General features: G+C 66.9%; 18 protein-coding genes. 9 read left to right on the top strand and 9 right to left on the bottom strand.

The window, feature by feature from the left end:
- Positions 1–43: 43 nt before the first annotated feature.
- Both ABQE44_RS16665 and uvrB read right to left on the bottom strand, forming a co-directional pair.
- On the bottom strand, positions 44–832 hold the full coding sequence (locus ABQE44_RS16665) for a sigma 54 modulation/S30EA ribosomal C-terminal domain-containing protein (protein ID WP_448430896.1): 789 nt from the start codon (positions 830–832) through the stop codon (positions 44–46).
- A gap of 59 nt (positions 833–891) precedes the next feature.
- Positions 892–3,054 carry an excinuclease ABC subunit UvrB gene (gene uvrB, locus ABQE44_RS16660; protein ID WP_448394455.1) on the bottom strand — a complete coding sequence of 721 codons (2,163 nt, stop codon included), beginning with the start codon at positions 3,052–3,054 and terminating at the stop codon, positions 892–894.
- Between the two features lie 61 nt (positions 3,055–3,115).
- On the opposite strand from uvrB, the gene ABQE44_RS16655 reads away from it, so the two are divergent.
- Together ABQE44_RS16655 and ABQE44_RS16650 are read left to right on the top strand one after the other, a co-directional pair.
- Positions 3,116–3,622 (top strand): ribonuclease FAU-1 family protein, encoded by a 507-nt coding sequence (locus ABQE44_RS16655; protein ID WP_448394503.1) that lies wholly within the window; start codon positions 3,116–3,118, stop codon positions 3,620–3,622.
- 82 nt (positions 3,623–3,704) lie between these two features.
- Complete coding sequence (locus ABQE44_RS16650) at positions 3,705–4,274, top strand: hypothetical protein (protein ID WP_448394454.1); 570 nt, start codon at positions 3,705–3,707, stop codon at positions 4,272–4,274.
- Between the two features lie 4 nt (positions 4,275–4,278).
- Here the strand turns inward: ABQE44_RS16650 and coaE are convergent, their stop codons facing one another.
- The 5 genes from coaE to ABQE44_RS16625 form a co-directional block, all read right to left on the bottom strand.
- Positions 4,279–5,439 (bottom strand): dephospho-CoA kinase, encoded by a 1,161-nt coding sequence (gene coaE / locus ABQE44_RS16645; RefSeq protein ID WP_448394453.1) that lies wholly within the window; start codon positions 5,437–5,439, stop codon positions 4,279–4,281.
- Between the two features lie 12 nt (positions 5,440–5,451).
- Entirely contained in the window at positions 5,452–6,897 is a 1,446-nt protein-coding gene (gene rpsA, locus ABQE44_RS16640) for a 30S ribosomal protein S1 (RefSeq protein ID WP_448394452.1), read from the bottom strand.
- A gap of 149 nt (positions 6,898–7,046) precedes the next feature.
- Positions 7,047–8,264, bottom strand: coding sequence for a threonine/serine exporter family protein (locus ABQE44_RS16635; RefSeq protein WP_448430894.1), 1,218 nt, complete (start codon positions 8,262–8,264; stop codon positions 7,047–7,049).
- A 16-nt stretch (positions 8,265–8,280) separates the two neighbouring features.
- Entirely contained in the window at positions 8,281–11,013 is a 2,733-nt protein-coding gene (polA, locus tag ABQE44_RS16630; protein WP_448394450.1) for a DNA polymerase I, read from the bottom strand.
- Between the two features lie 42 nt (positions 11,014–11,055).
- The gene (locus ABQE44_RS16625) at positions 11,056–11,406 is read right to left on the bottom strand and encodes a hypothetical protein (protein WP_448430893.1); all 351 of its coding nucleotides are present in this window, start codon (positions 11,404–11,406) and stop codon (positions 11,056–11,058) included.
- 186 nt (positions 11,407–11,592) lie between these two features.
- Here ABQE44_RS16625 and ABQE44_RS16620 point away from each other — a divergent pair, with 186 nt between their 5' ends.
- From ABQE44_RS16620 to ABQE44_RS16610, 3 genes are read left to right on the top strand one after another with little or no spacing between them, the layout of a single operon-like run.
- Entirely contained in the window at positions 11,593–12,033 is a 441-nt protein-coding gene (locus ABQE44_RS16620; RefSeq protein WP_448394448.1) for a Zn-ribbon domain-containing OB-fold protein, read from the top strand.
- Entirely contained in the window at positions 12,030–13,238 is a 1,209-nt protein-coding gene (locus ABQE44_RS16615; RefSeq protein ID WP_448430891.1) for a lipid-transfer protein, read from the top strand. Before ABQE44_RS16620 ends, ABQE44_RS16615 begins: the two co-directional genes overlap by 4 nt.
- A 12-nt stretch (positions 13,239–13,250) precedes the next feature.
- Positions 13,251–13,514, top strand: coding sequence for a DUF167 domain-containing protein (locus ABQE44_RS16610; RefSeq protein ID WP_448394446.1), 264 nt, complete (start codon positions 13,251–13,253; stop codon positions 13,512–13,514).
- 7 nt (positions 13,515–13,521) lie between these two features.
- Here ABQE44_RS16610 and ABQE44_RS16605 read toward each other — a convergent pair whose 3' ends face one another.
- Complete coding sequence (locus ABQE44_RS16605) at positions 13,522–14,733, bottom strand: branched-chain amino acid ABC transporter substrate-binding protein (protein ID WP_448394445.1); 1,212 nt, start codon at positions 14,731–14,733, stop codon at positions 13,522–13,524.
- A 466-nt stretch (positions 14,734–15,199) separates the two neighbouring features.
- On the opposite strand from ABQE44_RS16605, the gene ABQE44_RS16600 reads away from it, so the two are divergent.
- From ABQE44_RS16600 to ABQE44_RS16585, 4 genes are read left to right on the top strand one after another with little or no spacing between them, the layout of a single operon-like run.
- Positions 15,200–16,426 carry a branched-chain amino acid ABC transporter permease gene (locus ABQE44_RS16600; RefSeq protein WP_448394502.1) on the top strand — a complete coding sequence of 409 codons (1,227 nt, stop codon included), beginning with the start codon at positions 15,200–15,202 and terminating at the stop codon, positions 16,424–16,426.
- An 8-nt stretch (positions 16,427–16,434) separates the two neighbouring features.
- Positions 16,435–17,424, top strand: a complete 990-nt coding sequence (locus ABQE44_RS16595; protein WP_448394444.1) for a branched-chain amino acid ABC transporter permease — start codon at positions 16,435–16,437, stop codon at positions 17,422–17,424.
- Complete coding sequence (locus ABQE44_RS16590) at positions 17,417–18,358, top strand: ABC transporter ATP-binding protein (protein WP_448394443.1); 942 nt, start codon at positions 17,417–17,419, stop codon at positions 18,356–18,358. The genes ABQE44_RS16595 and ABQE44_RS16590 overlap by 8 nt, the downstream gene beginning before the upstream one ends.
- Complete coding sequence (locus ABQE44_RS16585) at positions 18,355–19,134, top strand: ABC transporter ATP-binding protein (protein ID WP_448430889.1); 780 nt, start codon at positions 18,355–18,357, stop codon at positions 19,132–19,134. The genes ABQE44_RS16590 and ABQE44_RS16585 overlap by 4 nt, the downstream gene beginning before the upstream one ends.
- 10 nt (positions 19,135–19,144) lie before the next feature.
- Here ABQE44_RS16585 and ABQE44_RS16580 read toward each other — a convergent pair whose 3' ends face one another.
- Positions 19,145–20,479 carry an ABC transporter substrate-binding protein gene (locus ABQE44_RS16580; protein WP_448430887.1) on the bottom strand — a complete coding sequence of 445 codons (1,335 nt, stop codon included), beginning with the start codon at positions 20,477–20,479 and terminating at the stop codon, positions 19,145–19,147.
- Positions 20,480–20,498: the final 19 nt, after the last annotated feature.

Here is a 20,498-nt window from a genome sequence, read left to right as displayed (position 1 = left end):
ACCTACGAGCTCAACCGGAGTTGAGGTCAACCTGGTGAAGCCGTCAGCCGGCGGGGGTGATCAGCCCGTAGTGGCCGTCGTAGCGGCGGTAGAGCACGCCGGCGCGGCCCTGGGCGGCGTCGATGAAAAACAGGAACGGCAGCCCCAGCAGGCCGAGCCGCTCGGTGGCCTGCTCGACGGTGATACACGGCGGCCCCGTGGCGCTGATGGTCACCGGCAGCTCGAACGGGGCCAGCTGCTCCTTGGGCACCGGCGCGACCTGTGCCAGCCGGTAGCCGGTGGGGCCGTCCCGGTAGATGACGCTGGCCATCTCGGTGGCCTTCTCGGTGAACAGGTGAAAGTCGTAGTCGAGCAGCTCCATCTCCATGACCGCCTCGTCGGCGCTGCAGGCCGCGATCGTGTACGACTTGCGCCGCACGATCTCGCGTTCCTCCGGCGGCACCGGGAGATGTGTGGGCCGGTCGGCGTGGGCCTCCTGCGCAGCCGGTGCGGGCCGGTTCGCGCGGCGTGCTTCCCAGTGTTCGGCGGCCCGCCGCAGCCGGCTTCGCAACCGATCGTCGAGGCGGTCGATCGCTTCGCGCGCGGTGTCGCCATGGGCCTGGGCCCGAACCAGCCTGCCGTCCACGTCGAGGTTGGCTTGCGCGATCACCGGTCGCTCCTGCGCTGGATCCCCGTGCCTGGTCAGCTTGACGTGCGCGTGCCGCACGGGCCGGTGCGCGAACCGGCCCAGGCCGGAGATCTTGTCCTTGGCGTAGTCGGCGGCGCCCGGCAATTCACCGCGCGTCGTCACGTCGACGTTGATCACAGACGCAGTTTCGGATCCATCGCTCATGTCTGCGTTTGTACGTGACCGCGCTGCCGGGCGCGAGGGTCGAAGGTCACGGCGTGGGTCTATTTCAGCCCGGCGGCGTCCATGCCGCGCAATTCCTTCTTCAGATCGGCGATCTCGTCGCGGATGCGCGCCGCGAGCTCGAACTGCAGATCCCGCGCGGCGGCCATCATCTGCTCGGTGAGGTCCCGGATCAGATCCGCGAGCTCGGCCCGCGGCATGTTCGTGGTGTCGCGGCCCTCGATGATGCCCGCGCTTACGGCCCGGCCGGGCTCGCCCTGTGCGCGACGGCCGCGCGACGCGTTGCGGCCCGAGCCGCCGATCTCGACATCGTCAGCTTCGCGGTACACCTGGTCGAGGATGTCGGCGATCTTCTTGCGCAGCGGCTTGGGATCGATGCCGTTGGCCTCGTTGTAGGCGACCTGTTTGGCGCGGCGCCGCTCGGTCTCGTCGATGGCCTCCCGCATCGAGTCGGTGATGTTGTCGGCGTACATGTGGACTTCGCCGGACACGTTGCGGGCGGCACGTCCGATGGTCTGGATCAGGCTGCGCGTGGACCGCAGGAACCCTTCCTTGTCGGCGTCGAGGATCGCCACCAGCGACACCTCGGGCAGGTCCAGACCTTCTCGCAGCAGGTTGATGCCGACCAGCACGTCGTACTCCCCCAGCCGCAACTGCCGCAGCAGCTCGACGCGGCGCAACGTGTCGACCTCGGAATGCAGGTAGCGCACCCGGATGCCCATCTCCAGCAGATAGTCGGTGAGGTCCTCGGCCATCTTCTTGGTCAGCGTGGTGACCAGCACCCGCTCATCGCGCTCGGTGCGCTGCCGGATCTCCCCGATCAGGTCGTCGATCTGGCCCTTGGTCGGCTTGACCACGACCTTGGGGTCGATGAGCCCGGTCGGCCGGATCACCTGCTCGACGACCTCGCCGCCGGACTGGCTCAGCTCGTAGGGGCCGGGCGTGGCCGACAGGTACACCGTCTGCCCGATCCGGTCGGCGAACTCCTCCCAGGTCAGCGGCCGGTTGTCGACGGCCGAGGGCAGCCGGAACCCAAAGTCAACCAGGTTGCGTTTGCGGGAGATGTCGCCCTCGTACATCCCGCCGATCTGCGGCACCGTGACGTGTGACTCGTCGATGACGAGCATGAAATCCTCGGGGAAGTAGTCCAGCAGCGTCGCCGGCGCCGACCCGGCAGGCCGGGCGTCGATGTGGCGCGAGTAGTTCTCGATCCCGGAGCAGAACCCGACCTGGCGCATCATCTCGATGTCGTAGTTGGTGCGCATCCGCAGCCGCTGCGCCTCCAGCAGCTTGCCCTGCCCTTCCAGTTCGGCCAGCCGCTCCTCCAACTCCTGCTCGATGGTGGAGATCGCGTGTGCCATCCGCTCCGGACCGGCCACGTAGTGGGTGGCCGGGAAGATCCGCAACGAGTCCACCTTGCGGACGACGTCGCCGGTCAGCGGGTGCAGGTAGTACAGCTCCTCGATCTGGTCGCCGAAGAACTCGATGCGGACGGCGAGCTCCTCGTAGCTCGGAATGATCTCGACGGTGTCGCCGCGTACCCGGAACGAGCCGCGGGTGAACGCCGTGTCGTTGCGGGTGTACTGCACGTCGACCAGCAGCCGCAACAACGCGTCGCGGGGCACCTCGTCGCCCACGTTGATCTCGACGCTGCGATCCAGGTAGGACTGCGGTGTGCCCAGGCCGTAGATGCACGACACCGATGCCACCACGACCACGTCGCGCCGCGACAACAGGGCTGACGTGGCCGAGTGCCGCAGCCGCTCCACGTCGTCGTTGATCGAGCTGTCCTTCTCGATGTAGGTGTCGGTCTGCGCGATGTACGCCTCGGGCTGGTAGTAGTCGTAATAGGAGACGAAGTACTCAACCGCGTTGTGCGGCAACATTTCCCGCAGTTCATTGGCCATCTGGGCGGCCAGCGTCTTGTTCGGCTCCATCACCAGGGTGGGCCGCTGCACCCGCTCGATGAGCCACGCCGTCGTCGCCGACTTCCCGGTTCCGGTGGCGCCCAGCAGCACCACGTCGCGCTCACCGGCCTTGATCCGGCGCTCGAGCTCATCGATGGCGGCCGGTTGGTCACCCGCGGGCGAGTACGGGCTGACCACCTCGAAACGGCCGCCCGCGCGCACGAGGCCGTCTACGGCATCGACCGCCGGTCGATATTCGGAATGCGCCAGCACGGGGCGCTCGGTCGCGAAAGCCATAATTCACCAGGGTAGAACCAGCCACCGACAGATTCTGTTCCGCCGACAGTAGGCTGACCGCATCCACGCTCCCAAACACGAGACGTTCGACCTCGTCGCCCGCACCAACACCGATCCGAAAGGCATCGTGCGGGCGGTCGACGTCTACACCGTCGAGCCCTGGGGCCTCTACATGGCCAGGCCCACGCCCGGCCGCGTCCAGTTCCACTACCTGGAGTCGTGGCTGCTGCCGTCGCTGGGGCTGCGGGCCACGGTGTTCCATTTCAACCCGGGCCACCGCCGTGAACAGGACTTTTACCTCGATGTCGGGCACATCACCGCGGGCCCGACGGCCTGGCACGCCGAGGACCACTACCTCGACCTCGTACTGCGCACCGGCGTCGGCGTCGAGCTCTGCGACGTTGACGAGCTGCTGACCGCGGTCCGGCACGGTTTGCTGACCCCGGAGACCGGCGAGCAGGCCGTGCAGACCGCCGTCTCCGCAATCGACGGGCTGGCCAGGCACGATTACCACCTCGGCCGCTGGCTCGCCGGGCACGGGATGACCCTCACTTGGCGTAACGGGTGACCGGTTTGGGACGATCTTGATCGTGATGGCGAAGACGAAAGGGAATGGCCCCGTTCCGGGGCGGGCGGTAACCTCTGGCCACGTGAGCCCCATCAAACGCAGTTGGATCGCGGCCGGGGCGGCCGCGGTGGCAGTGACGTTGGGGGTGCCGGGTGCGGTATCGGCGCCCGCGCTGGCCGACCCGACGGTCGATACGCACGCCGGGGAGAACGCCGCGCAGGGCGACGCCGAGGTGTTGCACAACATCATCTACCGGGCCCGCATCGACGGGGTGTCCCGCGGAGCGACGATCACCTACACCGCCCAAGGCAACCAAATCCAGTCCGCCGACCCCACCATGGTGCCGGGCCGGGTCTTCGAGGTGAACACCGTGCTGCCCGCGTCGAGCACCGCCAACATGCGCGTCGCGATCGAGTGGCCGTACTCGGCCAACCTGCATTGCGAGATCCTGATCGACGACAAGGTTGTCGCCCAGGCCGACGACTTCATCGGACCGACCGTGCTGCCTCAGCGCGACGATCCCGACTACGGCGCGCTCGTCTGCGAGGTGCCTGTCGGCGGTGTACCGAATGCGGTTCCGGCCGACCCCGACGCACCACCGCCGCCCGCGGACCCGAACGCGCCGCCGCCGGTCGAACCGCCGCTGACCTGACGGGCTACGGGCGCCATCCGGTGGTGGTGGCCCACTCGCAGGCGCGCCGATACCCGTCGAGAAACCAGGGTTCCTTCGCCTGGACGTAATCCGCGGTGGTCACCGCATGCCGCTTGGCGTGCAGATAGTCCTCGCGCACACCGGGATTGGCGCGAAGCCAATCGGTGAACAGCAGCGCGAACTGCTGGTTCGGCCAGCCGTCGACGCGGACGTGGACGTTCGCCGGCCGCCCGGGGTCGGCGGCGCAGTGGAATCGTTTGCGCCACACCCCCGGATCCTCGGTGTGCGCCGTGTCGGCGGTGATGTCCTCCCGGCGCGGAAAACCCACCTGGGTCAGCGGTTTGACGAGCACGTCGGCGTCATCGAGCGAGGCGACCGTCACCTGGATGTCGATGACGTCCTTGGCGTCCATTTCAGGCACCGCGGTGGAGCCGATGTGGTCGACACGTATGGCCGTTGCACCGCACGCCATTTCGATGCGCGTGATGATTCGCGCCGCGTCCTCGGCCCACGAGGGCCGGTACGGCGTGAGCTCATGGATCGCCTTGCCGCATTCGCGCGTCCGGATGTTGTGCGCGAGCGGCAACACTCGGTTGTACCAAAGGTCGCGGGCCTTCTCGACGAGTTCGCCCTGTGAACCCGAGTTGTCAAGCAGCACATCGGCGATCGCCCGGCGCTGCTCTTCGGTGGCCTGCGCGGCGATGCGGGCACGGGCATCCGCCTCGTCCATTCCCCGCTTGATCAGCCGGGTTACTCGAGTTTCGATGGGTGCGGTGACCACGACGACGAGCGGAAACGTCGGCGCCATCCCGGTTTCCACCAGCAGCGGGATGTCCTCGACCACCACGGTGTCCTCCGACACGGCCGCGATGATCTCCTCGCGCCGCTTACCGACCAGCGGATGCACGATGCCGTTCAGCAGCGCGCGGGTGTCGTCGTCCCGAAACGCCTTGGCAGCCAACGCCGGCCGGTTCAGCGCACCGTCGGGCAGCAGGATGTCGTCACCGAACGCCTCGACGAGCTGCTTGAGCCCCTCGGTACCGGGTTCGACGACCTCGCGGGCGATGACGTCACCGTCGACGATGACGCCGCCGCACTCGCTGAACGCGGCGGACACCGTCGATTTACCGGCACCGATACCTCCGGTCAGACCGATGCGCAGCATCGCAGCGCCTTGTTACGCGGAACCGGCGAGCTTTTCCCGCAGCGCAGCAAGCTGTTCGTCGCTGGCCAGCGAGCCACCAGCCGGAGCGTCGTCACCACGCGAGGTGCCGTTGGACGTCGACGGCTTGGCCGCCTCCTCGGCCTCGGCGGCGGCGAACTTCTCCATCTGCGCGGTGTGCATCTTGTGCCGGCGCTCGGCCTCGGCGTAGCGGGCCTCCCACTCCTCACGCTGCTTCTCGAAACCCTCGATCCACTCGTTGGTCTCGGCGTCGAAGCCCTCGGGGAAGATGTAGTTGCCCTGCTCGTCGTAGCTGTCGGCCATGCCGTACTTGGACGGGTCGAACTCTTCGATGTAGTCCTCGTTGGCCTGCTTGAGCGACAGCGAGATTCGACGGCGCTCCAGGTCGATATCGATGACCTTGACCATCGCGTCGTCGCCGACCTGGACCACCTGGTCGGGGACCTCGACGTGGCGCTCGGACAGCTCGGAGATGTGCACCAGGCCCTCGATGCCCTCCTCGACGCGGACGAACGCGCCGAACGGCACCAACTTGGTGACCTTGCCCGGTACGATCTGGCCGATCGCGTGGGTGCGGGCGAAGTGGCGCCACGGATCTTCCTGAGTTGCCTTGAGCGACAACGAAACCCGCTCGCGATCCATGTCGACGTCGAGCACCTCGACGGTGACCTCGTCGCCCACCTGAACCACCTCGGACGGATGGTCGATGTGCTTCCAGGACAGCTCGGAGACGTGCACCAGGCCGTCGACTCCACCGAGGTCGACGAACGCGCCGAAGTTGACGATCGAGGAAACCACACCCTTGCGGATGGCGCCCTTCTGCAGCTGGTTGAGGAATTCGCTGCGCACCTCGGACTGGGTCTGCTCCAGCCAGGCGCGGCGGCTCAGCACAACGTTGTTGCGGTTCTTGTCCAACTCGATGATCTTGGCTTCGATCTCCTTGCCGATGTACGGCTGCAGATCGCGGACGCGGCGCATCTCGACCAGCGACGCGGGCAGGAAGCCGCGCAAGCCGATGTCGAGGATCAGGCCGCCCTTGACCACCTCGATGACGGTGCCCTTGACGGCCTCGTCCTTTTCCTTGAGCTCTTCGATGGTGCCCCAGGCCCGCTCGTACTGAGCGCGCTTCTTGGACAGGATCAGCCGGCCTTCCTTGTCCTCCTTGGTGAGGACCAGGGCTTCGACCTCATCGCCCACGGAAACGACCTCGTTGGGGTCGACGTCGTGCTTGATGGAAAGTTCTCGGGAAGGGATGACGCCTTCGGTCTTGTAGCCGATGTCGAGCAGGACTTCGTCACGGTCAACCTTGACGATGGTCCCTTCGACGATGTCGCCATCGTTGAAGTATTTGATGGTTTTGTCGATGGCGGCGAGAAAGTCCTCGCTCGAGCCGATGTCGTTGACGGCTACTTGCGGCGAGGTGACGGAGGGACTTGGCATATGTTGGGTTGCTCCGGACAGGTTTGGTCGTAGGGACTGGGACTTGAATTATTTGGTGTTACCCGCCACGGACGCTCGGTAAGCCTCAAGAACGCCCAGACGAGTACCTGTCGAGGGTACTCGACTGACTCCACGCTGGACAAACCCGGTCAGATGCGGCGGCGTCGGACCAGCTGCCACAGCACAAAGCCGGTTTGCAGGCCGATGGCCACCGAGAACATGGAGATGAACGTGACGCCGAGCGCGGAATCGCCGTCGGCGCCGAACAGCTCGGCGATCCCGATCAACCCCATCGAGCCCGGCACCAGCAGCCAGAATCCGGGCAGGATCATCGTGATGGCCGGCGGTGCAGCGGGACGACGCGCGAGCGCCAGCGCGGCGATCGTCAGCACCACACCGCCACAGAAACCGCTGGCGTAGCTGCCGAGTAGCAGGTCACCGACGTATTGAGCCGTGTAGGCGGCGTAGGACACGCCCAGCAGCCACGGCAGGAACGAGGCGGGTGGGGCCAAGAACAGCATCACGCCGACGGCGTAGACCGCCACCCCCAGCCACGGCGCCCACGGACCGATGGTGTTCAGCGGGCTCGCGCTGAGGTTGGCGGTGTCCTGGCCGAACAGTTGGGCGGCGATGAGGATCCCGAACACCAGCTGCGCCAGCTGCATGAACCCCCCGATCAGACGGCTGGAACCCGAGACTGTGTCGCGCGAGGTGAGCTCGATGACCGCCAGCGTGATGGCGGCCCCGGGCAGGAACATCGCCAGTGGCGGGATCAGCGCGCGCAGCCCGATGTGGTCCAGGCCCAGGTATTCGGCGACGGCGATGCAGACCGTCGCCACGAGGAAGGCGCTGGTCACCGGCACCAGCTGGGCCAAGGCCTGCACCCGTCGGCCCGCGACGGCGATCAGGCCGACCATCAGCCCCAGCACGGTGGCGCCCAGCAGGTTCAGCGGTGTGGGTTCCAGCACCAGGCCCAGGCCCGCGCTCCACACGCCGTATCCGAGCACGGTCACCCACTGGGGGAACCGCGCCGGCGTCGCGAGGATCTCGTCGAGCTTGGTATCGCCCTCGGCCGGATCCACCTTGCCGTTCATGGTGGCTGTCACCAGCCGCGCCAACGGAAAGGTCTGATCGAACCGCAGGTCATCCTCCAGGTGCGCGGACTTCATCGCCGTACCGGCTTCGGTGGCCGGTCCGACGACCTGCACGGTGTAGGGCAGCGCCAGGAAGTCGTTGGGCACCCCGTAGGCGGCCGAGGACCGGGCCAGCATCTGCCGGATCAAGGTAACCGGGTAGTTCGCGGCGCCCATGGCCGAACCCAGCCGCGCCAGGAACCGGATCTGCTGGTCGTGGCGAAGATTGTCCATGGGCGCTACTTGCCGCCTAGTGGGCCGCGGAGTCCCAGCTGCGCCCGTAACCGACCGAGACCTCCAGCGGTACGTCGAGCGGGTAGGCGTTGCCCATCTGTTCGCGCACCAGCTTCTCCAGGATGTCGCGCTCCCCCGGCGCCACTTCGAACAGCAACTCGTCGTGCACCTGCAGCAGCATCCGCGAGGTCAACCCGGCGTCCTTGATCGCCTTGTCGACGTCGATCATCGCCACCTTGATGATGTCGGCGGCGCTGCCCTGGATCGGCGCGTTGAGCGCGGCGCGTTCGGCGGCTTCGCGGACCTGCCGGTTGCTGCTGTCCAGTTCGGGCAGATAGCGCCGCCTGCCGAACACGGTCGACGTGTAACCGTCCTTGCGCGCCTGGTCCACCACGTCGCGCAGGTAGTCGCGCACCCCGCCGAACCGGTCGAAGTACTGCTCCATCTGCACCTTGGCTTCTTCGGTGGAGATCTTCAACTGGGCGGCCAGCCCGTAGGCGGAGAGCCCGTAGGCCAGGCCGTACGACATGGCCTTGACGCGGCGCCGCAGTTCGGCGGTGACCTCGTCGATGGGCACCGAAAATGCCCGCGACGCCACGAACGAGTGCAGGTCCTCTCCGGTACGGAACGCTTCGATCAGCCCGTCGTCTTTGGAGAGGTGCGCCATGATGCGCATCTCGATCTGGCTGTAGTCGGCGGTCATCAGCTCCGCATAACCCTTACCGACCACGAACGCGTCGCGGATCCGCCGGCCCGCCTCGGTGCGGATCGGGATGTTCTGCAGGTTCGGCTCGGTCGAGGACAACCGCCCCGTGGCGGCGATGGTCTGGTTGAACGTGGTGTGAATGCGCCCGTCGGAGGCCACCGAGTTCAGCAGCCCGTCGACGGTGACCTTGAGCCGGGTGGCGTCGCGGTGGGTCAGCAAATGCTGCAGGAACGGGTGCCCGGTCTTGTCGAACAGCGACTGCAACGCGTCCGCGTCGGTGGTGTAACCGGTCTTGGTGCGCTTGGTCTTGGGCATCTCCAGCTCGTCGAACAACACCACCTGCAGCTGTTTGGGCGAACCCAGGTTGATCTGCTTACCGATCACCGCGTACGCCGCCTCTGCGGCGTCGCGGATCTGGTCGGCGAAATCGCTCTGCAGTTCGCCGAGCTGGTCGAGGTCGACGGCGATGCCGGCGGCCTCCATCTCGGCAAGCACCCGCTGCACCGGCAGCTCCATGTTGCTCAGCAGCGCCAACGAGTCAATCCGCGCGAGCTCCTCGTCGAGCGCGTCGGCGAGGTCCATCACCGCGCTGGCCCGCAGAAGCAGTGTCTGGACAGCCTGGTCGTCGACGCCGCCACTATCGTCGAGCAACGAAAGTTGTTGCTGTTCAGGTGTTTCCGCGCGCAGTTCGCGCTTGAGATACCGCAGTGACAGGTCGTCGAGGGCGAAGCTGCGCTGCCCGGGCCGGACGATGTAGGCGGCCAGCGCGGTGTCGGACGTGACGCCAGCCAATTTCCAGCCGCGGCCTTCCAGGTCGTGCATCGCGAGCTTGGCTTCGTGCAGCGCCTTCGGTGGTCCGGGGTCGGCGAGCCAGGACGCCAGCGCGGCCTCGTCCTCGGGGGTCAGCGTCGCGGTGTCGAGGTATCGGCCGTCGCCGTCGGCGGCAACGATGGCCAGTGCGGTGGCGTCGCTGTCGAACGCCTGGTGTGTGCCCACCACGGCCAGACCGAACCGGTTTCCCAGGCTGTGTTCGGCCAGCCAGCCGGCCAGTTCTCCGGCTTCGAGCGGCCCGCCGCGGACGTCGAAGCCCTGGTCGACCTCGGGGTCGGCCGATGCCAGCGTCTCGAACAGCCGGTCGCGCAGGACACGGAACTCGAGGTCGTCGAACAGCCGGTGGATCTGGTCGCGGTCCCACGGCAGCATCCGCAGCGTGTCGGGGGTCTGCGCCAGCGGCACATCTTTGACCAGGTCGGTCAGCTCGCGGTTGAGCACCACGCTGGACAGGTTGGCCCGCAGCGCGTCGCCCACCTTGCCCTTCACCGAATCGACATTGTCGACCAGCCCCTGAAGGGATCCGTATTCGGCGATCCACTTGGTCGCCGTCTTCTCGCCGACGCCGGGGATGCCCGGCAGGTTGTCGCTGGGGTCGCCGCGCAGCGCCGCGAAGTCGGGGTACTGCTGCGGTGTCAGCCCGTACTTCTCGACCACGGCCTGCGGGGTGAACCGGGTCAGCTCGCTGACACCCTTGCGCGGGTACAGCACGGTGACGTCGTCGCTGACCAGTTGCAGCGAGTCACGGTCGCCGCTGACGACCAGCACGCGGTAACCGCCCTCCTCGGCCTGGGTGGCCAGCGTGGCGATGATGTCGTCGGCCTCGAAACCGGGTTCGGCCAGCACGGTGATGCCGAGCGCGCCCAGTACCTCCTTGGTGATGTCGATCTGGCCGCGGAACTCGTCGGGCGTGGTCGAGCGGCCGGCCTTGTACTCCGGGTACTTGTCGACCCGGAACGTCTGCCGGGACACGTCGAACGCCGCCGCGATGTGGCTGGGCTGTTCGTCGCGTAGCAGATTGATCAGCATCGCGGTGAAGCCGTAGACGGCGTTGGTGGTCAGCCCGTTTCTGGTCTTGAAGTTCTCCGCGGGCAGGGCGTAAAACGCTCGGTACGCCAGTGAATTGCCGTCCAACAGCATCAATGTCGGCTGCTGCTCGGCTGCAGGAACCGAACCCTTCTTCTTGTCGGTGGCGGTGCTGGCTGGGCTCACGGCCTTACTCTATGCACCGCCTGTGACAAGTAGTAGGCAGCCTCAACAACCAAGGAAGCTGCGGAATTGCTGACCCACTTCCACCGACTGGCCGATACGGATCGACCACCCGTCGAGCGCGGCCTTGGTCGCCAGCGGGTTCCAGCCACGCGCCGTCGCGAGGTTGATCATCCCGGCCTGATCGAAGACCCCGCGGGCCTGTGCCTCGCGGACCAGCCTGGCGTAGTCCTGTAACGAGATGCCGCTGATCGGTTGCCAGATCGGGTCGTCGACGCCACGCGGACGTGTCGAGGGACCGGCCATCGAGGCCAGGTCGACCGGACCGGCGGTGTACGCGTCGACCGCCTGCCGGACCCCGGTCGCCGTCCTTCGTTTCCCGGCACGACGCCCCATCGCTTCCCCGGCCCCCCATCTGCCCGCCCCCGGTCGTGATGTATGGGCGGACGCTACCCGGGTAACCCGCAGGTATGGCAGAGAATCGCCGAGGTTCGCCGACCGCGGCGCCGCGGAAAGCCACCCCGTGACCGCGAAACTGGAACATGTTTCAGCGCGGTTTGGCGGGTCGGTAGGCTGACCGACGTGTCAGCAGCCTCCACGAAGCCAGCCATCGACGGGTGGTTCGCCACCGACGAGTCCGGCGCGCCCTATCTGATCGGCAGCAAATGCCACCAGTGCGGGACCTATGTGTTCCCGCCGCGCGCCAACAACTGCCCCAACCCCGCCTGTACCGGCGACGAGTTGGCCCAGGTGCCGCTGTCGCGCCGCGGCACGCTGTGGAGCTACACCGAAAACCGCTATCCGCCGCCCGCCCCCTATCCGGCGCCAGACCCGTTCGAACCGTTCGCGGTCGCCGCGGTGCAGCTCGCCGACGAGGGTCTGATCATCCTGGGCAAAGTGGTGGACGGCACGTTGGCCGAGGACCTCAAGGTCGGTATGGAGATGGAGCTGGACACGATGACGCTGTATGTCGATGACGACAACGTCGAGCGCGTCGTCTACGCATGGAAGGTGGCGGAATGAGCACTGGCACTTCGGCGCCGCTCTACATCCTCGGCGCGGGTATGCACCCGTGGGGCAAGTGGGGTAATGATTTCACCGAGTACGGCGTGGTCGCCGCCCGTGCCGCGCTGGCCGAGGCCGGTTTGGAGTGGCCGCAGGTTCAGATGGTGGCCGGCGCCGACACCATCCGCAACGGCTACCCCGGCTTCATCGCCGGGTCCACGTTTGCGCAGAAGCTCGGCTGGAACGGCGTTCCGGTGTCGTCCTCGTATGCCGCGTGTGCCAGCGGTTCGCAGGCGCTGCAGAGCGCCCGGGCCCACATCCTGGCGGGCTTCTGTGACGTCGCGCTGGTGATCGGGGCGGACACCACGCCCAAAGGCGCGTTTGCGCCGGTCGGCGGTGAACGCAAGAACGACCCTGATTGGCAGCGCTTCCACCTTATCGGGGCGATGAACCCGGTGTACTTCGCGCTGCTGGCCCGCCGCCGGATGGATCTCTACGGCGCGACGCAGGAGGACTTCGCTTCGGTGAAGGTGAAGAACTCCCGCCACGGCCTGCACAACCCGAATGCCCGCTACCGCAAGGAATCCGCTGTCGGGGACGTGATGGCCAGCCCGATGGTCGCCGACCCGCTGCGCCAACTGGACATCTGCGCGACGTCCGACGGCGCGGCGGCGTTGATCGTTGCGAGCAAGTCCTTCGCGCAGAAGCATCTCGGGTCGCTCGACGGGGTACCGTCGGTGCGGGCGGTCAGCACGGTGACCCCGCGCTATCCGCAGCACCTTCCCGAATTACCCGACATTGCAACGGATTCCACCGCGGTTGTGGAGGCACCTGAGCGGGTGTTCAAGGATCAGATCCTCGACGCCGCGTACGCCGAGGCCGGCATCGGGCCCGAGGATGTCGACGTCGCCGAGGTCTACGACCTGTCCACCGCGCTGGAACTCGACTGGTACGAGCACCTGGGCCTGTGCGCCAAGGGCGATGCGGAAAGCCTGTTGCGCAGCGGCGCAACGGCTCTGGGCGGAAAGGTCCCGGTGAACCCGTCCGGCGGGCTGTCCTGCTTCGGCGAGGCGATCCCGGCGCAAGCCATCGCGCAGGTCTGCGAGCTCACCTGGCAGTTGCGGGGCCGGGCCACCGGCCGTCAGGTCGAGGGCGCGAAGGTCGGTGTCACCGCGAACCAGGGTCTGTTCGGCCACGGCTCGTCGGTAATCGTCGCCCGATAGCGCGAGCGAGCGGTGGGCCCAGCGAGCGACACACCGGGTTGCGGGCCGAGCCCGCGCACGCTCGTGGTGCGCGTCAAGCCGGGGAGCCGGAAAGGGCCGCTGGTGGAGGTCGGCGACGACGGGTCGACGACCATCTATGTGCAGGAGCGCGCCGTCGACGGCAAGGCCAACGAAGCCGTCACCAAAGTGCTGGCCGGCCACCTCGGCGTGCCGCCCAGCCGGGTGCGGCTGATCTCTGGTAAGACGACCCGTACCAAGCGGTTTCGCGTCGAATAGCCCGGGGCTACTCGACGCGGTAGATCCAGTTCAGCGCATCTTCCAGGTCGCCGTTGTCAGCCCACCTGTACGCCCGCGCGATCCCCTGCCCTTCGTAGGTGCGCACATAGTCAAGCAGTGCCGGGCGCGTGATCGCGCCCGAGTCGATACCGCGGAGCAGGATGGTGCCCAGGTCGTATGCCTCGGCGCTGTACGGGCCGGGTACGACGCCGAACGTGTGGCTGTACTCGTCGGCGAACTCCGGGGTGGCCGGACTGCACGGACACGACAGCACGACATCGGCGGCCGCTGCCCCGGCCTGCTCGAGAAACGCCGTGTTCTTCGAGCCGTCGGACCCGACGAATGTGCCGGTGAAGCCGGCGTCGCGCAGTTGCCGCACCAGTCGCGCGGCCTCGGCATGGTAGCCGCTGAAGAACACCGAGTCGGGTGCGGCGGCGTTGATCAGTGTCACCGCCCCCTCGAAGTCGGTGTCGCCGCGCTTGACGGCGATGTTGCATTCCGAATTCGCTATCGCACCAAGGGTTTCCCGCACCCGCGTGGCGAGCCCTAGGCCGTAGTCGGTGCTGTCGTCGACCACGCATACCTTGCGGTTGCCCAGGGTGGCGGTCATGTAGTTGGCCACCGCGGGACCCTGCACTGCGTCGCTGGCCGATCCCCGGAAGAACGTGCGCCAATTCTGCGCGCTCAGTGCCGCGTTGGTGGCCGACGGCGTCGCGGCCGCCAGACCCGCGCGGTCGAACACCTCCCCCGCCGCCATGGCCGCATCCGAGAACACCGGACCCAGCAGCCCGATCGTGTACGCGTCCTCCACGATGCGGGGCGCGACCCGCGTGGCCGTCTCCGCATCGCCTTCGGTGTCGAACGGCTTCAACTGCACCTGGCACGCCGGGTTGGCCGCGTTGTGCTTGTCGACGGCCAGTTGCACGCCGTTCTTGATCCCGACGCCGAGCGCCGCGTCGGGGCCGTTGAGCGGCCCGGCCATGGCGATCGACACCGGCGGACAGACCGCGTTGCCGTCCCCGGCCGGGTCAGCCGGATCTCCGAGGGCCTCGACGTCGACTCGGGCGCCGGTCCGGTCGATCGACTCCTGGGCCACGATCGTCAAATCCGGCGGCGGCGCCGTCGGGCCCGGTGCGGACTGCCCGCACGCGGCCATGCTCAGCACCGTCGCCGAGGCCAACCCCCACACCAGCGCGCTCCGTGTGCAACGACGGCGCACGCGGTCACCTCCGGGTCATGCGGCTTCTGGCCTCGGGAGTCAAGGGAGAACCCCGAGGTAAAACATAGCAACGCCGTCGGACGCGCCGCTCAGAAGTCGAAGTGGCCGTGCGGGCTGACTTCGCGATGGGTGTCGGGAGTCTTTTCCGCGATCGCGGCAACCGTGAGCACCACAAGCATTGCGATGAACACGATCAGGATGGTCATGTCAGCGATGTTCCGCCTTCCGCAACGCCCACGACAGTGGCAGTAGTGACGCCTTCCGTATAAATTCCGCCACCGGGCTGGCGCGGCCCTTCACACTTTCCCGAACCAAAACTGTCGCGTGCAACTCATTTAGCTCCCGGCAACACGTGCGCGCACGCTATACAGTCCCCTCAGTCCCGGGGAACGATCGTGACGGAGGTTGATCATTGGGCTCGTGCGCTCGAACGCTTTCGCGAGCCCTGTTGCTGCTCCTGTTCGTGATGTTCGCGGCCGTGTTGAGCGCAGGACCGGCCGGCGCCGACGAAGAGGACACCGCACGGGTGTCCGGGCGGCTCGTGGACGCCGGCGAACCGGTCGCGGGCGCGGAGATCCGTGCGCTGGATGCCGACGGCGCGGAGGCCGCGACCACGGAATCTGACGCGGCCGGACGCTGGACCCTGCAAGTTCCCGACGGCACCTACACGTTCGAGGTGGTCGCCGACACCCTCCCGGAGGACACCAGCGTGCAGGGCACGGTGACGCGGAAGGTGACCGCAGGCAGGGTCAACGCCGTCGTGTTCACGTTCGGTGAGGTCCGCACCGGCCAAGGCACCCCCCTGTATGCGCGCGTCATCCACCTGGCCATCGACGGGCTGCGGTTCGGGCTCGTCATCGCGGTCGCCGCGATCGGGCTCAGCCTGGTGTACGGCACGACCGGTTTGACGAACTTCTCGCACGGGGAACTGGTAACCCTCGGCGCCGTGTTTGCCTGGGTGTTCAACGTGACGATGGGGTTCTCGCTGCTGCTTTCCGCGCTGCTGGCGGTGGTCGCGGGCGTCGCGGTCGGCTGGCTCAACAACGCCGGGATCTGGCGTCCCCTGCGGACGCGACGAATCGGGCTCATCCCGCAACTGGTGGTCTCGATCGGCGTGGCCATCTGCCTGAGGTATCTGATCCTGATGCTGTTCTCCGATCGCACCCAGGCGTTCGCCGACCACACCGTCAGCGTCCAGCGCCAATGGGGTCCGATCGCCATCACCGACACCAACCTGATGACCATGGCCATCAGCGTCGTCGTGCTCATCGCGGTGGCCGTGATGCTGCAGAAAACCCGGATCGGCAAGGCGATGCGGGCGGTCGCCGACAACAAGAGCCTGGCTGCGGCGTCCGGGATCAATGTCGAACGGGTGATCACCTATGTCTGGTGCCTGGGTGGCGGGCTGGCCGCCCTGGGCGGGGTACTGCTCGCAATTTCCGAACTGGGTGGCCGCGTGCAGTGGGAGATGGGATTCAAACTGCTTTTGCTGATGTTCGCCGGCATCATCCTCGGCGGGATCGGCACCGCCTACGGTGCGCTGCTGGGCTGCCTGATCGTCGGCATGCTGGTGCAGCTGTCCACCCTGGTGATCAACCCGGACCTCAAATACGTGGGTGGGTTGCTGATCCTGATCTTCATCTTGATCGTGCGCCCGGAGGGCATCTTGGGCTCGCGGGAAAGAATCGGCTGAGGACCGCCATGGACATCGTCAGCGCGCTACAGACATCGTTCGCCCAGTTGATCGGCCCATCGGCGATCTTTTATGCGCTGCTCGCCATCGGGTTGAACCTGCACTTCGGCTATACCGGGCTGCTGAACTTCGGCCAGATCGGCTTCGCGCTGCTCGGCGGGTACGGCGTCGGGATCATGACCGTCACGTACCAACAGCCGCTCTGGGTCGGGGTGTTGGTGGGGTTGGCGGCAGCCGGTGGGCTCGCAATTGTGTTGGGAATCCCCACACTTCGGCTGCGCGCCGACTACCTGGCGATCGCGACGATCGCCGCCGCCGAGGTGCTACGGCTGATATTCCGATCTACCGCGTCGGATCCGGTCACGGGCTCGACCAACGGCCTCTACGGATTCGCCGAACCGTTCACCCGGTTCAGCCCGTTCGATTCCAGCAAGCAGTATTCGATTTTCGGGGTGCGCTTCGTCGGCGACGACGTATGGGCGATGGTGGTGGGCTGGACGCTGGTCCTGGTGCTGTGCGCGTTCGTGTACCTGCTGGCGCACAGCCCGTGGGGCCGGGTCCTCAAGGCGATCCGCGAAGACGAGGATGCGGCGCGCGCGCTCGGCAAGAACGTCTTCGTCTACAAGCTGCAGGCGCTGATCATCGGCGGGATCATCGGCGGCATGGGCGGGGTGTTCAACGCGTTGCAGACCAAGTCGATCCACCCCGACTTCTACTCGACGGCGCAGACGTTCTATGCGTTCGGGGCGCTGCTTCTCGGCGGGGCTGCCACCGTGTTCGGGCCGGTCGTCGGCGCCATGCTGTTCTGGTTTTTCCTGGCGATTCCCGATGCGTTGATGCGCCAGGCGATCGCCGGACCCGAGCCGCTGTTGCCGCTGACCGACGCCCAAGTCGGCGCGATGCGCTACGTGCTGCTGGGCGTTGTCATCGCATTGCTGATGGTGTTTCGTCCACAGGGCATCATGGGACGAAGACGGGAGGTGGCGCTCGATGGTTGACACGTCCCCGTTCGCTGGCGTGGCCGCCGAGCCCGGCTCCGCCAAACCGGATCCGATCATGGTGGTGGACAACATGTCTCGGACCTTCGGCGGCCTCAAGGCTGTGGATGTCACGCATCTGGAGGTGGAACGCGGCGTCATCACCGGCCTGATCGGCCCCAACGGCGCCGGCAAAACCACGTTCTTCAACCTGCTCACCGGGTTCGACCGGCCCGACACCGGATCCTGGACGCTGGACGGTAAAGCGATGGGCAAGCTACCTCCGCATCGGGTGGCGCGCCGGGGCGCGGTGCGCACGTTCCAGCTCACCAAGGCGCTGGCGAAAATGACCGTGCTCGACAACGTGCGGCTCGGCGCGGGCAACCAGACCGGCGAACGCTTCTTCACCTCGCTGATCCGGCCGGCCTGGCGCCAGCAGGAGCGCGACATCACGGCCCGTGCGCACGAGATGCTGTCCCGCTTCAAGCTGGACACCAAGGCCGACGATATGGCCGGTTCGTTGTCCGGTGGCCAGCGCAAACTGCTCGAGATGGCGCGGGCGTTGATGACCGATCCGAAGGTGATCATGCTCGACGAGCCGATGGCGGGGGTGAACCCGGCGCTCACCCAGAACCTGCTCGAGCACATCAGGTCGCTGCGCGACGAAGGGATGACGGTGCTGTTCGTAGAGCACGACATGGACGTGATCCGCGATATCAGCGACTGGGTCGTCGTGATGGCGCAGGGCGCGGTCATCGCCGAGTCGACGCCGGAGAACCTGGCCGACAACTCGGCGGTGGTCGATGCGTATCTGGGCAGCCACCACGATCAGGTGCTCGAGTTCGACGCGCACGGCAACCCGGTCGGCGCCACCGCGCAGCTGGCCGTGCAGCTCGAGCGGGCTGTTGCGGGCACGATCGAGGCCGGCGGCGACCTGTCTGAGCCAATCCCGTGAGCGAAGTCGCGGCCACCCCGGAGGAGCATGCGCGTCAGGCCGAAGGCGCGCTGCTGCGAGCGGACCGCCTGGTCGCCGGTTACCTGCGCGACGTCGACATCCTGCGCGGTTGCGACTTCTTCCTACGCGACGGCGAGATCGTCGGCATCATCGGGCCCAATGGGGCAGGTAAGTCCACGCTGCTCAAGGCGCTGTTCGGGATGATCCCGGTGCGGTCCGGGCGGGTGACCCTGCGCGGTGAGGACATCACCGCCGCCCCCGCGCACGTTCTCGTCACCATGGGTGTGGGCTACGTGCCGCAGAACCAAAACGTGTTCGCCTCGCTGACCATCGAGGAGAACCTGCAGATGGGCATCTATCTGCGGTCGTCCAAATTCGCCGAGCGGTTCGAGTTCGTCAGCGAGCTGTTCCCGCTGCTGGCCGAGCGACGCCGCGTCAAGGCCGGGGCGCTGTCCGGCGGCGAGCGCCAGATGGTCGCGATGGGCCGGGCCCTGATGATGGAACCGTCCGTGCTGCTGCTCGACGAGCCGTCGGCAGGGCTGTCACCGATGTTCGCCGACGAGGTCTTCATCCGCTGCAAGCAGATCAACGCCACGGGCGTCTCGGTCATCATGGTCGAGCAGAACGCCCGCCGATGCCTACAGATCTGCGACCGCGGCTACGTCCTGGACCAGGGTGTCAATGCCTACACCGACAGCGGCCGCAACCTGATGAACGATCCCAAGGTGATCGAGCTGTACCTGGGAACCCTTGCCGGCAAACGTGATTCGGGCTAGTCGCGGCTAGCTACGTGTTCTCCACCACGATGTAGTCCATGGTCTGCATCTTGTTGTTCGCGTCGAACTCGAGGCTGCCGTAGGAGCCGATCGACGGCTCGCCCGCGGGTCCGAACGCCAACTGGCCGGTCACACCGTCGTAGTCAATGCTCTCGCCGGCGGCGAGCAGATCCCGACACTGCGCGAACGTCGTGCATTTCACGCCGTCGCGAGTCACCGCGTTGATGTTCGCAGCGATGTCGACTCCGGCCGTCGAACCGGCCTGCTCGGCGGCGAGCGAGGAGATGACTACCGCGTCGTAGGCCTCGCCGGCGTAGTTGAAGTCGACCAGGGCGCCGTTGACCGCGAGCAGTCGATCCCGGAACTCGGGGCTGGTCTCGGTCATCGGCGCGGTGCCTTTCATCCCGGCCAGCAGTCCCGGCGCGACGCCCTCGCCCAGCGCGTTGCCCATGTTGCCGTCGGTGCCGTACACGAACATGCCGTCGGAGGGGCCGATGCCCACCTCGTGCATGCGGGTGAGGATCTTCGCGCTTTCTTCGAAGCCGATCACCGCGACCGCGTCCGGGTTGAACTCCCTGATCTGGTCGACCTCGGCGTTGAAAGACTGCGCGTTCGGGTCGTAGATGATCTTCTTGATCTGGTCGGATCCGATGCCTGCGGTCTCGAGGTTATTGACCGCGTTGTTGGCCAGGCCCGTTCCGTAGGGATCGTTGAGCGCCAACACAACCACCCGCTGCGCACCATCCTGGGTGATGAGCTGGGCCAGCGCCTGCGCCTGCAGCACGTCAGTAGGCGCGGTCCGGAAATACAGGCCCCGGTCCGGGTAGCAGACGAACTGGTCGGAGGTGTTGGCCGGGGAGAACATCACCACGCCCGCGCTGGTGATTTTGTCGATCACCTTGAGCGACACCGCCGATGAGGCGGCCCCGACGATGACGTCGACGCCCTCGGCGAGCTCGCGGTCGACCGTGACGTTCGCGGTGTCGGTGGTGGTGTCGCCGGAATCGCCGGTGACCAACCCGACCGGTTGGCCCAACACTCCGCCTGCCTCGTTGATCTCGCCAACGGCTACCTGCACAGCCGCGATCTCGGGCGGTCCGAGGAAGGACAGCGTCCCGGTTTCGGGCAGCAAGGTGCCGATCTTCATCGCGGTGGTGTCCGGGGTGGGGCCCGCGGTCGCCTGTGGGGGTTCACAGTCGGTGGTGACGACTTCGGCGGTGCCCTGCGCTTCGCCCTCGGCGGCGACGGATTCCTCACTCGACTGCTCACCCGACGAACAGCCGGCGAGTGCCAACGAGGCGATACCCGCAGCGGCGAAGGCGCGAGCCAGTGTCCGGTTCTTCATCGAGTCGCTCCTAAATCAG

Source organism: Mycolicibacterium sp. XJ2546, assembly GCF_053483195.1.
This window is presented reverse-complemented; position numbering and strand designations above follow the sequence as displayed.